Source organism: Nitrobacter hamburgensis X14 (genome assembly GCF_000013885.1).
In the GTDB taxonomy this organism is placed as follows: Bacteria; Pseudomonadota; Alphaproteobacteria; order Rhizobiales; family Xanthobacteraceae; genus Nitrobacter; species Nitrobacter hamburgensis.
Genome location: NC_007964.1, coordinates 163,622 through 176,592 on the forward strand (window position 1 = coordinate 163,622; position 12,971 = coordinate 176,592).

Below are 12,971 nucleotides of genomic sequence, written 5' to 3' on the forward strand. Positions count from 1 at the left end.
GTAGCATCACCTCAGCAAATGATGCCCGCCGGCGGCGGCGATCTCGAGCGCACGCTTGGCGCTCTCCTGTCCCTTGATATCGCGGAGATCGAGAAGGGCTCCCTGCGGCTCATGAATCCGCGGTTGCGGCCGGGAGAGAACCTGAGTCCCTTTGAAATGATTTGCGATCTGGATAAGCGAACATGCGGCGACGATCTGGATGTCCGGGCTCGCCCAGGCCGCCTCCGCTCCGCAGGCGGCGGGGCAAATCAGTCCCTCGTCGCGCGCATTCGCGCTAATCGCGGCGGGAAGAACGCCGGCGACGGCCGCGATCGAACCGTCCAGGCCCAGTTCGCCGAGCACCGAAAATCCGGACAAGGCGTCGGAGGGAATGGCGCCGATCGCCGCCATCAGGCCGAGCGCAATCGGGAGGTCGTAGTGACTGCCTTCCTTAGGCAGGTCCGCCGGCGCCAGGTTGACGGTGATTCGTCTGGCCGGCAGCGCAAGACCTGAAGCGATCAGGGCGGCCCGCACCCGCTCCCGGGCTTCGGAAACCGCCTTGTCCGGCAAGCCGACGATGTTGAAGGCGGGCAGACCCGGCGCAACCTGCACCTGCACGTCGACGACGCGCCCCTCGATGCCCTCAAATGCGACGGTGGATACTCGCTGAACCATGGCCGCCCCCTCTGCCATAGCGAAACTAACTTACAACTTTCCCGAGCACAAGAACATTAAGGGAACAGGAATCGCGGGATTTTCATCGGCTGGGGGCCGCTACGACCGTTTCGCCTCGATCCGGTCCCAGATTTTCGCGGCGACGTCCGGACCTCCAAAGGCGGCGATCGCCCGGATACCGGTGGGCGAGGTGACGTTGATCTCGGTGAGATTGCCGTCGATGACGTCGATGCCGACAAACAACAGCCCGCGCTCGCGCAGCGCCGGACCGATGCGCTCACAAATCTCGCGCTCGCGGGGCGTCAGGTCGGTTGCTTGCGCAGCGCCGCCACGGACCATGTTGGAGCGCAGATCGTCCGCGGCCGGTACGCGATTGACGGCGCCGGCGAATTCGCCGTCGACGAGGATGATGCGTTTGTCGCCGTGTTTCACCTCGGGCAGGAAGCGCTGGATCACCCACGGCTCGCGAAACGTCACCGAGAACATGTCGAACAGCGATCCGAAATTCATGTCCTGGGGCATCACGCGAAAGACCGCGGCTCCGCCGTAGCCATGCAGCGGTTTCATCACGACCGCGCCGTGCTCGGCACGAAACGAACTGATCTCATCGAGATCGCGCGAAATCAGGGTCGGCGGCATCAGCTCGGGAAAGTCCATCACGAACAGCTTTTCCGGCGCATCTCGCACGCTCGCGGGGTCGTTGACCACCAGCGTCTTCGGATGAATGCGCTCGAGCAAGTGGGTCGTCGTGATGTAGGCCAGATCGAACGGCGGGTCTTGCCGCAACAACACGACGTCAAAGGATTCCAGATACGCGCGCGTTGCTTCGCCGAGCGTAAAATGATCGCCGTCCTGATCGCGCACGGTCAGCGACTGAGCCGGCGCGACCAGGTCCTTGCCGCGCAGGGATAGCTTGTCCGGTGTATAATACGAGACTGCGTGGCCGCGTCGTTGCGCCTCCAGCAGGAGCGCAAACGTCGAATCGCCGCGGACGTTGATGCGCGCGATGGGGTCCATCTGAACGGCGATTTTCAATTTCATCGTGCTTGTCCGGGGTTGATTTCAGTCGAAGACACCTGAACGCCTCGCGCTATGTGCTGGCGTCGAATGCACCTAACAGATGGCGCGGCAGACGTCGCGGCGCAATCAGCATAGCGTCGAAACGAAGCTCGAAAGCCGCATGCTCGGGATGCGTCATCAGCCAGACCTGGGCGGCGCCTATGATCCGTTGCTGTTGTCGCGGCGTCACCGCATAGGCGGCCTCGTCGAGGCTGCGGCGAGCCTTGACTTCGACGAAGGCGAGAAGCTGGCGCCGCCGTGCCACGATATCGATCTCGCCGTGAGGGGTGCGGAACCGGCGTGCCAGAATGCGATAGCCTTTGGCGATCAGATAGGCGGCGGCGCGGCTTTCTGCCGAAAGACCGGTGCGGAAGGCTGCGACGCGTTCGGGCGCCGCTATCCTTGCGTCTCCCCGGGGGGCTCCTTTACCCGCTGTCATTTGTCGTCCTTGGCCCGATTTTGTCCGGCGAGCTCAAGTGCGCGGGCATAGACTTCGCGTCGCGGGCGGCAAGAGATTTCGACCGCGCGAGCGACACTGTCTTTTACGCTGTTTTCCTTAAGCGAGGCCAGCAGCAGATTATCCAGATCAGCGGATGACATCATGCCTGCACCTGCCGGGGGTGGCCCGACCACCAGCACAAACTCGCCCCGCGTTTCCAGCATCGCGGCGGTTTGCGCGAGCTCCACAAGGGTCGCGCGGCGGATATCCTCGTGCAGCTTCGTCAGTTCGCGGCAGATCGCGGCGTCGCGATTTCCGAGGATGGCTGCGAGATCGCGCAAGGAGTCTCGGATGCGGTTGCCGGACTCGAACATGACCAGCGTGGCATCGATTTGCGCGAGTTCGGCAAGGCGTGTGCGGCGCGCCGTTTCCTTCGAGGGCAAAAATCCCTCAAAGAAAAACCGGTCCGTCGGCAGCGCGGCCACCGCGAGCGCGGCCAGCACGGACGATGGCCCCGGCAGCGCGATCACCTGATGACCGGCGGCGCAGACCTCGCGCACCAGCTTGAAGCCGGGATCGGAAATCAAAGGCGTTCCGGCATCGGAGACCAGTGCGATGGAGGCGCCCTGCGCCAGTTGCTCCAGGATCTTAGGCCGGGCCGTCGAAGCGTTATGGTCGTGGTAAGGCTTGAGCACACCCGTGATCGAGAAGCGGTCGGTCAGGCGACGGGTGATGCGGGTGTCCTCGCAGGCAATGATATCGACGCCGGCAAGCGTCTCCAACGCGCGCAGGGTGATGTCACCGAGGTTGCCGATCGGCGTGGCGACCAGATGAAGACCCGGCATGGCCCTGGGGGCAACCAGTTGATGACCCGCGATGGAAAAGGTTCGGATGCCGGGAGTTTCGGTGTCCGGTTTCAGAGAGGCGGATTTTGCGCGCATACCGCGATACTCTATAGCGTTTTCGAGCGAAGTGGGTACCGGTTCGCGTCAAGAAAACACGTCAAACAAAGGCTGGAGTGGTACTTTGATCTCATCAAAGCCGGAATTGCGCAAAAGGGAACCCTGCTTTACGTTTTTGCAGCGCGATGTCAGCCGGTTCCATGGCCCCCAAGGATGGGGACGGTGCTAAAGTCGAGGCGGACACAATCCTTTTGTTCGGTTAACTATTCGTCAGCGCTATGCCTGATTCCCTTCGGAGATTACGCTCGGGACCCATCGGATGAGTCCATGGCAAGGATAAGAATGACGGACCCGTTCAAACCGAAACCTGAGCGTCCGGGCGCGACCCGTCGAGCGGTGTTGGGTTTTGTCGTTGGAGCGCCCTTGCTCGGTGCCTGCTCGGGTATCCAGCAAACGCTGACCGGTTCTTCCTCGCAGCCGGCGCCGTCCGGGCCGGCTCAGCAGGCCGTTACCATCGGAACGGGCCAGGTCAAGGTCGGACTGGTTCTCCCGCTGTCGGCTGCAGGCAATGCGAGCATTGCGGCGCAGTCGATGAAGAATGCGGCTGAAATGGCACTGTCGGAGTTTCAGAACCCGAACATCCAGCTGCTGATCAAGGACGATGCCGGCTCGGCGCAAGGCGCGCAGCAGGGAGCGCAACAGGCCCTTGACGAAGGCGCAGAAGTCATTCTCGGTCCGTTGTTCGCAGCGTCGGTTCCGGCGGTCGCTCAGGCGGCCCGGACGCGCGGCACTTCGGTAATCGCGTTCTCGACCGATTCGAGCGTTGCGGGCCGGGGCGTCTATCTTCTGAGCTTTCTCCCTGAATCGGACGTGAACCGGATCGTCGAATATGCCGTGAGCACGGGAAAACGCTCGTTTGCCGCGATGGTGCCCGAAAATGCCTATGGCAATGTCGTTGAAGCCGCCTTCAAGCAGACGGTCGGCCGGCGCGGCGGGCGCATCGTCGCATTCGAGAAATATGGCGCCGATCGTGCCGGCGCGGCGCGGAAGGTGGCGCAGTCGCTTCGCTCGGCTGATGCGCTGCTCATCGCCGATGACGGCGATGCGGTGGTTTCGGTTGCCGACGCGCTCACGGCGGCAGGTGCCAATCTGCGCAATGTCCAGCTTCTTGGAACGGGGCTGTGGGACAATCCTCGCGTATTCGCCAGCGCGGCGCTGCAAGGCGGTCTCTATGCCGCTCCCGACCCCTCCGGCTTCCGCAGCTTCGCAGGCCGCTACCGTGCCAAATACGGCGGTGAGCCGGTGCGCACGGCAACCCTTGCTTATGATGCCGTCGCACTGGTGGCGGCTCTTGCGCGAACCCAGGGTGCGCAGCGCTTCGCGGCGGAGACGCTGACCAATCCGTCGGGCTTCGCCGGCATCGACGGGTTGTTTCGATTCCGTTCCGACGGCACCAACCAGCGCGGCCTTGCCGTCATGCGTGTCGCATCGGGCGGCGGCGAGCCGATCGCCGGCTCGCCAAAGAGTTTCGGCGCCTGATATGCAGCCGCGACATCAGGCGGCGAGATCAGCCACCACGGCGTCAAGGACGGGAAAGCCATCCTGCGTGACCCGCAAGCGGCCATCGGGGCTGATCGCGATCGCGCCTTCCTCGCGCAGGATTGCGATTCGTCGCGGATCGAGGAGCCGGCCCGACAGTGCCGCATAGCGCTGCGGATCAATGCCCTCGCGCAAGCGCAGTCCCATCAGCAGGAACTCGTCGGCACGCTCTTCGCTATTCAGGAGATCGTCGGCGACGATCCCGTTACCAATAGCCTCGACCCGCATGAGCCAGGCCTCGGGCCGCTTTTCGGTGGCGATGGCATGCCTGTCGCCGTCGATGTCGAGGCGACCGTGTGCCCCGGGGCCGATGCCTGCATATTCCTGGCCGCGCCAGTAAACCAGGTTGTGCCGGCATTCCGCGCCGGGCCGCGCGTGATTCGAAATCTCGTAGGCGGGCAAGCCATGACGCGCGCAGATCTCCTGCGTGACGTCATACAAAGCGCGCGAGATCGCCTCATCGGGTGTCTTGAGTTTGCCGGCCGCGTGCAGGCCGAAAAACGGCGTACCTTGTTCGATGGTCAATTGATAGAGCGACAGATGCTCTGCGGCTTCGGAGATCGCGCGCTGCAATTCCTCGCTCCACATCGCCGGCGTCTGATCGGGGCGCGCGTAGATCAGATCGAAGGAATAACGATCAAAGACCGAGCGCGCGATCGCCACCGCATCCAGCGCCTCGCGCGCGGTGTGCAGGCGTCCAAGTGCCTTTAGCGAAGCGTCGTCGAGCGCCTGCACGCCGAGCGAGACGCGATTGACGCCCGCAGCGCGATAGCCGCGGAACCGGGTGGCCTCGACGCTGGTCGGATTAGCCTCCAGCGTGATCTCGGCGTTATCGGCGACGCGCCAATTCTTTCCGATCGCCTCGAGGATGGCGCCGACGGTCTGCGGCTGCATTAATGACGGCGTACCGCCGCCGAGGAAAATCGAGGACACTTCGCGGCCGGGCGAGCGGGCGGCGGTGGTCTCGATTTCGCGTGTGAAGGCGCGAACAAAGCGCTCTTCATCGATCGGCGCGTGGCGCACATGACTGTTGAAATCGCAATACGGGCATTTCGACAGGCAAAACGGCCAGTGCACGTAGACGCCGAACGCAGTGGTCGGATCAGCGCTGGTCAAGAGACATCTCCGCCAGCTTCACGAACGCTCGGGCGCGATGCGACAGGCCAAGGCCGCGCGGTGGAAGCCCGTGCTTCTCAATGCTGGTCATCTCGCCGAAGGTGCGCGTGTGCCCGTCCGGCTGGAACGCCGGATCATAGCCAAACCCGGCCGTGCCGCGCGGCGGCCAGACCAGCGTGCCGTGCACGCGCGCTTCGACTTCCTCGAGATGGCCGTCCGGCCACGCGACGCACAGCGCCGAGACGAAGTGAGCCTTGCGCTTCTCCGCAGTCGTCGCGCCGCGCTCCTGCAACAGCCGCTCGATCCGGGTCATCGCTGCGGAAAAATCCTTGGTCTCGCCGGCCCAGCGCGCGGAGTAGATGCCCGGTGCGCCGTCGAGCGCATCGACGACCAGACCGGAATCGTCGGCAAAGGCTGGAAGCTTTGCGCTCCGGGCTGCGGCGACGGCCTTGATCGTGGCATTGGCGCGGAAATCGTCGCCGGTTTCCTCAGGCTCGCCGAGACCGAGTTCGCCTGCGGAGACCGCCTCGATGCCGTACGGCGCGAGCAACTCGCGCATCTCGGCGAGCTTGCCGGGATTGTGGGTGGCGATCACGAGCTTGCCGGCGATTCGACGATGCATGGCCGATCCTAGAGCCATTCCGACTTTGGTGGAATCAAAGTCGGGCTCCAGCTTCTTGTTTTGACGCGTTTTGACGCGAACCGGTACCCGCTTCGCGTCAAAACGCTATAGGAGGAGAGTCCTGCGGGCAAAACGCGCACGGGACGAATCACGCCACCGCCATTTTCTGCAAATCCACCAGCCGCGCGACCCCTTTTTTCGCGAGCGCCAGCAGCGCGAGAAATTCATCCTGCGAGAACGGTGTCTTCTCGGCGGTTCCCTGCACCTCGATGATGCGTCCGTCGCCGGTCATGACGAAATTGGCGTCGGTGTCGGCTTCTGAATCCTCCGCATAGTCCAGATCGAGGACGGGCGTGCCGTTGTAGATGCCGCATGAGACCGCCGCGACGTTGTCGCGAAGCACGCTGGTCTTGATCATGTTGCGGGCCTTCATCCAGCCGATGCAGTCGGCCAGCGCGACCCACGCGCCGGTGATCGACGCGGTGCGGGTGCCGCCGTCGGCCTGAATCACATCGCAATCCACCGTGATCTGGCGCTCGCCCAGCGCCTCGAGGTCGACTGCGGCGCGCAACGAGCGGCCGATCAGGCGCTGGATTTCGACGGTACGGCCGCCCTGCTTGCCGGCGGAGGCCTCGCGCCGCGTCCGCTCCAGCGTGGCGCGCGGCAGCATTCCGTATTCGGCCGTGACCCAGCCGCGGCCCTGGCCCTTGAGCCACGGCGGCAGCCGCTCCTCCAGGGTCGCGGTCACCAGCACGTGGGTGTCGCCGAATTTCACCATGCAGGAACCCTCGGCGTATTTGACGACGCCACGTTCCAGCGACACGGCGCGCAGTTCATCCGGTGCACGACGGCTAGGTCGCATGGGAAATCCTCCAGCCATTTCATGAAAATCGTTGTCTTGCGGTGCTTTTAGGGGCGGGGAGCCGCAGCGGCAAGGGCTGGAAACAGCGATTGCCGCAAAGGCTGCTTGTAACCGGTGCGCCGGAGCGACAAATTAGGCTTGGTTGTCAAGCGTAACCATAATCATGCGCGGGAGATTTCGTTGGTCCATCACGATCCGATTGGTCTGATTGCACCGAACACCGGGTTGGCCCAGCTGAACGAGCGATCGCGCGACATTTTTCGTCAGATCGTCGAGAGCTATCTTGCGACGGGTGAGCCCGTGGGCTCGCGCAACATTTCCCGCCTGATCACGATGCCGCTCTCGCCGGCGTCGGTTCGCAATGTGATGTCGGACCTCGAACAGCTCGGGCTGATTTATGCGCCGCATACCTCCGCCGGGCGCTTGCCGACTGAGTTCGGCCTGCGGTTCTTTGTCGATGCCTTGATGCAGGTCGGCGACCTGACCGAGACGGAGCGCCAGTCGATCCAGACCCAGCTCGCGTCGGTCGGCAAGGCGCAATCGGTCGAGGCCGCGCTGGACCAAGCCTTGACACGGCTGTCGGGATTGACCCGGGCCGCGGCGGTGGTTCTGACGGCCAAATCCAACGTGCGCTTGAAGCATATCGAATTTGTCAGGCTGGAGCCGGAGAAGGCGCTCGTAGTGCTCGTTGCCGAAGACGGACAGGTCGAGAACCGTGTGCTGACGCTGCCGTCCGGCGTCCCGGCATCGGCGCTGACCGAAGCGTCGAATTTCCTGAATGCGCGAATCCGCGGGCGGACGCTCGCCGAGGCGCGCCTCGAGCTCGAGACGGCGCTGACGCAGAGCAAGGCGGAACTCGATCAGCTCACCCAGAAGGTCATCGCGGCCGGGATTGCGAGCTGGTCGGGCGGCGACAGCGACGATCGGCAACTGATCGTGCGCGGCCACGCCAATCTGCTGGAGGACCTGCACGCGCTGGAGGATCTCGAGCGGGTGCGGCTGCTGTTCGACGACCTCGAAACCAAACGCGGCGTGATCGACTTACTCGGCCGCGCCGAACGCGCCGATGGCGTCCGCATCTTCATCGGTTCGGAAAACAAGCTGTTCTCGCTGTCCGGGTCCTCGACGATCATCGCGCCCTACAACGACGGTGCCGGCCATATCGTCGGCGTCCTCGGCGTGATAGGACCGACCCGGCTGAACTACGCGCGCGTGATCCCGATGGTGGATTACGCGGCCCGCATTGTCAGCCAGATGCTCGGTGGCTGAGCCGGACCCGCCGCCCGCCGCGCTTGATTTTTCCGCCTGAACCACGATATCCCGCACAACCATCCCTTTCAGTTCGAGACCATGCGAGAAGGCTGCGTAATGACCGATTCCGACGGCAAATCAGACAATTCCGGCGATCCGGCTCCGGAGGCCGAGCCGGTGGTATCCAAGCCTTACATCATGCCCGACGATCCCGAGGAGGGGTCGCTGGAAGCGCTGGCCAAAGAGGTCGCGGAAGCGAAGGACCGGATGCTGCGCACGTTGGCGGAGATGGAAAACCTGCGCAAGCGCACCGCGCGGGAGGTGTCGGACGCGCGAACCTACGGCATCTCGGGGTTCGCACGCGACGTGCTGGATATTGCCGACAATCTACAACGCGCGCTTGATGCGGTGCCCACCGAGGCGCGCGCGGCGGCTGATCCCGGACTTAAAGCCCTGATCGAGGGCGTGGAGTTGACCGAACGCTCGCTGCACAACGCGCTGGAAAAACACGGCGTGAAGAAGTTCGATCCGGCCGGCGAAAAGTTCGATCCGAACGTCCATCAGGCAATGTACGAAATTCCAGATCCGTCAGTCCCCGTCGGCACGATCGCGCAGGTCATTCAGGCAGGCTACACGATCGGCGAGCGGGTGCTGCGTCCGGCGCTGGTGGGTGTTGCGAAGGGCGGAGCCAAGGCAGCCGCGTCTGAATAGAATCAGCCCTGTTTCGCGGGCTTGTGCTTGCGATGTCGGCCGAATGAATGCGTTTATAGCGTTTTCGAGCGAAGCATGTCTTCGGGCTTGACCCGAGGATGGGTACCGGTTCGCGTCAAGACGACAAGCTGGAGCCCGGCTGATCCTTAAGGCCGGGCTAGCCCTTAGTGCGGCCGGATACCGTCACGGACCGCACGAAAGCGCGGAAAAACGGCAGACCACCCGTCCCGCGGCGTACTGCCGATCAGCCGCATTGCCGTGTTGCCGCTGCCAAACACCAGCCATTGGACGACGGTCACCGGCGTATTCGTTTGCGTGTTGGTGGCGTCGATCCGTGTTTCAAAACCGGGCGATCCGTTGATCCGCATCGGTTCCGACATGGTGATACGCCCGTCGCGCAGGTTTGGGATCGTGGCTGCGATGTCGCGCGCAAACCGGCCACGATCGTCCGGCCGTTCGGGGGCCGACCCAACCAGGTTGACGATCAGGAAGGCCTTGCCGTCGATGTCGTCATCCGTTTCGGCGTCGGAAAGCAGGATGGCTGCTCCTGGCGCCAGCGTACGGATCATTTTGAAGGAGCTCAATTCGGTCAACTTGAAGGGTAGCAGGCCAAGCTGTTCCTCAACCGGTACTTCCTTGCGCAAGGCTACCGTTGCGAACATCTTTTGCATGGCCTGGTCGGAATAGATCTTCTCGACGTTCTCGGACACCTGCGCGGCGATGTATCCGGAAAACGTGCCGCCCGAAACCACCATCGAATAGCGGCGGACGTTATCATTGCCGTTCTTGGCGGTCTCGATGATGAAATAGCCTTGTCCGCTCGCGGTCTCGAGGCTTTGAGGCTTTATTACCTGAGCGCCGGCGGTGTCGGATTTGGCAAGGTTTTCTACGTCTTTGAAGGCGGCGGCGGGGAGTTCGGCAACAACGACCTTGACCCGATGATCGGCGGTTTCGAAGCCGGGAAATGTCTTGGACGGGGAAAGGCCTATCAGTGGAACCAGCCCGATCCGGGTCCCCGGCGCATAGACCGGGTCGTCGGCGAAGGCGGGAGCTACGCCGCTCAGCACACACAGAACGGCTATCAGTTGCGTGAGATGTCTCATGGGAGCCTATTGGATTTGCATTAAGGCCGTTCAATGATCGGCCGGGTACGCGGTCGCGGCGGTGGTGATGCGAACGATGTGTTTCACGAAAACCTGACTGCTGCCCTATCAAGGTCCATCGATGGTCGGCACACATTATTGTGCGACGAAGACGAGACAGGGCGTGGCGAGCACAGATCGTCTTTGTTGACCGCGCCAGTTCGCCGGATCGATCAGATGCAGCCGCTCGACCTGGCCGGAACGGTTCGGGTATCGACTGAAGCGCTGCCATATCGGACAGGTGCGCCATCTCATCGTAATCTTCGGTTACCGGGTTGCGAAGGGTGCCGCCGACGGTCGCGAGGGAACAGGGCAACCACGATCGACGCCGCGCTCACGACCGTCTTGTCATCGGTGCGGAGACTGCGTCCAGAGCCAGACATTGTAGCGTGCTCCCGGTTAATATCTGCTTATCCGGCCGTATCCCCTTGAGCCTGCCCGACGCAAAAGAATCGCGTTTTCATGTGGCGGAGAGAGGTCCGGTCCTTGCAGCCCCCACCCCCCCTCCTATATGAGGCTCACCATCGCTAGATCGCGAGTAATTGATATCTGGGGGTCTGGATGAGGGTGCCGCCAGGGCCTGACCGGACTGCCGCAACAAGAAGGATATAAGGACCATGGGAAAGGTCATCGGGATTGACCTCGGCACCACGAATTCGTGCGTGGCCGTAATGGACGGCAAGACGCCGAAAGTCATCGAAAACGCGGAAGGGATGCGGACTACGCCGTCCATCGTCGCCTTTAGCGATGACGGTGAGCGCCTCGTCGGGCAGCCGGCCAAGCGCCAGGCCGTGACCAATCCCGAGCGGACCATTTTTGCTGTCAAGCGCCTGATTGGCCGCCGTTACGATGATCCCACGGTCGAAAAGGACAAGCACCTCGTCCCTTACAAGATCGCGAAAGCCGGCAACGGCGACGCCTGGGTCGAGGTCGACGGCAAGACCTATTCGCCTTCGCAGATTTCGGCCTTCACGCTTCAGAAGATGAAGGAGACCGCCGAGGCCCATCTCGGTCAGAAGGTCGATCAGGCCGTTATCACGGTTCCCGCCTATTTCAACGACGCACAACGTCAGGCCACCAAAGACGCCGGCAAGATCGCCGGCCTCGAAGTGCTGCGCATCATCAACGAGCCGACCGCGGCCGCGCTGGCCTATGGCCTCGACAAGGCTAAGCAAGGCACCATCGCCGTGTATGATCTCGGCGGCGGCACGTTCGACGTGTCGATCCTCGAGATCGGCGACGGCGTGTTCGAGGTAAAGTCGACCAACGGCGATACGTTCCTTGGCGGCGAAGACTTCGACATGCGCCTGGTCAGCTATCTGGCCGACGAGTTCCAGAAGGAGCAGGGCATCAACCTGCGCAACGACAAGCTGGCCTTGCAGCGGTTGAAGGAAGCTGCCGAGAAGGCCAAGATCGAGCTGTCGTCGACCACCCAGACCGAAATCAACCTGCCGTTTATCACGGCCGACCAGTCCGGCCCGAAGCATCTGACGATGAAGCTCACCCGCGCCAAGTTCGAGGCGCTGGTCGATGATCTCGTCCAGAAGACCATTGAGCCGTGCCGCAAGGCGCTGAAGGATGCCGGCCTGACGGCGGGCGAGATCGGCGAAGTGGTGCTGGTCGGCGGCATGACGCGCATGCCGAAGGTCCAGGAAGTCGTCAAGCAGTTGTTCGGCAAGGAGCCGCACAAGGGCGTCAACCCGGACGAGGTTGTCGCGATTGGCGCGGCGATCCAGGCCGGCGTCCTGCAGGGCGACGTCAAGGACGTGCTGCTGCTCGACGTTACCCCGCTCTCGCTCGGCATCGAGACGCTGGGCGGCGTGTTTACCCGCATCATCGATCGCAACACCACGATCCCGACCAAGAAGAGCCAGGTATTCTCGACGGCCGAGGACAGCCAGAACGCCGTCACCATCCGCGTCTTCCAGGGCGAGCGCGAAATGGCGGCCGACAACAAGATCCTCGGCCAGTTCGATCTGATGGGCATTCCGCCGGCCCCGCGCGGCATGCCGCAGATCGAGGTGACGTTCGATATCGACGCCAACGGCATCGTCAACGTGTCGGCGAAGGACAAGGCGACAGGCAAGGAACAGCAGATCCGCATCCAGGCCTCGGGAGGCCTGTCGGAGGCCGACATCGACAAGATGGTCAAGGACGCCGAGGCGAATGCGATCGAAGACAAGAAACGCCGCGAGGCCGTCGACGCCAAGAACCATGCCGACTCGCTGGTCCACTCGACCGAGAAGGCGCTCGCCGAGCACGGCTCGAAGATCGAGGACAGCGAGCGCCGCGCCATCGAGGATGCCGTCAGCGATCTGAAGGAAGCGCTGAAGGGCGACGACGCCGAGGCGATCAAGGCCAAGACCAACACGCTGGCGCAGGCGTCCATGAAGCTCGGCGAGGCCATGTACAAGCAGCAGGCTGAAGCCGATGCGGCCAAGGACGCTGCGAAGGACGATGTCGTCGATGCGGAGTTTACCGAGGTCGACGACGACAAGAACAAGAAGTCTGCTTAAGCGGCGAGAATGACCATGATCTCCGTTTCCTCGGAGTACGCAGCGCGTCTCGAAGGGCGGGGGTCGTGGCTCCTTAAGCGGGACGCTGCATCCTTCGA

Annotated in this window: 11 protein-coding genes and 1 pseudogene; 4 read left to right on the forward strand and 8 right to left on the reverse strand. The window is 63.1% G+C overall.

Annotated elements, in window-relative coordinates; genetic code table 11:
• Positions 1-12: 12 nt before the first annotated feature.
• From NHAM_RS00720 to rsmI, 4 genes and pseudogenes are all read right to left on the reverse strand, one after another.
• Positions 13-654, reverse strand: a pseudogene (locus NHAM_RS00720) (magnesium chelatase domain-containing protein); the annotation flags it as partial.
• 99 nt (positions 655-753) lie between these two features.
• Positions 754-1,695, reverse strand: coding sequence for a glutathione synthase (gshB, locus tag NHAM_RS00725; RefSeq protein ID WP_011508752.1), 942 nt, complete (start codon positions 1,693-1,695; stop codon positions 754-756).
• Between the two features lie 49 nt (positions 1,696-1,744).
• On the reverse strand, positions 1,745-2,152 hold the full coding sequence (locus NHAM_RS00730; protein ID WP_011508753.1) for a YraN family protein: 408 nt from the start codon (positions 2,150-2,152) through the stop codon (positions 1,745-1,747).
• Positions 2,149-3,093 carry a 16S rRNA (cytidine(1402)-2'-O)-methyltransferase gene (gene rsmI, locus NHAM_RS00735; RefSeq protein WP_011508754.1) on the reverse strand — a complete coding sequence of 315 codons (945 nt, stop codon included), beginning with the start codon at positions 3,091-3,093 and terminating at the stop codon, positions 2,149-2,151. Before rsmI ends, NHAM_RS00730 begins: the two co-directional genes overlap by 4 nt.
• Before the next feature lie 288 nt (positions 3,094-3,381).
• Between rsmI and NHAM_RS00740 the strand changes: the two genes are divergently transcribed.
• On the forward strand, positions 3,382-4,593 hold the full coding sequence (locus NHAM_RS00740; protein WP_011508755.1) for a penicillin-binding protein activator: 1,212 nt from the start codon (positions 3,382-3,384) through the stop codon (positions 4,591-4,593).
• 15 nt (positions 4,594-4,608) lie between these two features.
• On the opposite strand, the gene hemW is transcribed toward NHAM_RS00740, so the two are convergent.
• From hemW to rph, 3 genes are all read right to left on the reverse strand, one after another.
• The gene (gene hemW, locus NHAM_RS00745; protein ID WP_011508756.1) at positions 4,609-5,769 is read right to left on the reverse strand and encodes a radical SAM family heme chaperone HemW; all 1,161 of its coding nucleotides are present in this window, start codon (positions 5,767-5,769) and stop codon (positions 4,609-4,611) included.
• Positions 5,756-6,391, reverse strand: coding sequence for an RdgB/HAM1 family non-canonical purine NTP pyrophosphatase (gene rdgB, locus NHAM_RS00750; RefSeq protein ID WP_011508757.1), 636 nt, complete (start codon positions 6,389-6,391; stop codon positions 5,756-5,758). Before rdgB ends, hemW begins: the two co-directional genes overlap by 14 nt.
• Positions 6,392-6,539: 148 nt before the next feature.
• Complete coding sequence (gene rph, locus NHAM_RS00755) at positions 6,540-7,253, reverse strand: ribonuclease PH (RefSeq protein WP_011508758.1); 714 nt, start codon at positions 7,251-7,253, stop codon at positions 6,540-6,542.
• A 180-nt stretch (positions 7,254-7,433) separates the two neighbouring features.
• On the opposite strand from rph, the gene hrcA reads away from it, so the two are divergent.
• On the forward strand, positions 7,434-8,522 hold the full coding sequence (hrcA, locus tag NHAM_RS00760) for a heat-inducible transcriptional repressor HrcA (RefSeq protein ID WP_011508759.1): 1,089 nt from the start codon (positions 7,434-7,436) through the stop codon (positions 8,520-8,522).
• A 99-nt stretch (positions 8,523-8,621) separates the two neighbouring features.
• Positions 8,622-9,215 (forward strand): nucleotide exchange factor GrpE, encoded by a 594-nt coding sequence (grpE, locus tag NHAM_RS00765; RefSeq protein WP_041357518.1) that lies wholly within the window; start codon positions 8,622-8,624, stop codon positions 9,213-9,215.
• Positions 9,216-9,379: 164 nt separating this feature from the next.
• On the opposite strand, the gene NHAM_RS00770 is transcribed toward grpE, so the two are convergent.
• Positions 9,380-10,318, reverse strand: a complete 939-nt coding sequence (locus tag NHAM_RS00770) for a hypothetical protein (RefSeq protein ID WP_011508761.1) — start codon at positions 10,316-10,318, stop codon at positions 9,380-9,382.
• 656 nt (positions 10,319-10,974) lie between these two features.
• Here NHAM_RS00770 and dnaK point away from each other — a divergent pair.
• Positions 10,975-12,873, forward strand: coding sequence for a molecular chaperone DnaK (gene dnaK, locus NHAM_RS00775; protein ID WP_011508762.1), 1,899 nt, complete (start codon positions 10,975-10,977; stop codon positions 12,871-12,873).
• Positions 12,874-12,971 lie beyond the last annotated feature (98 nt).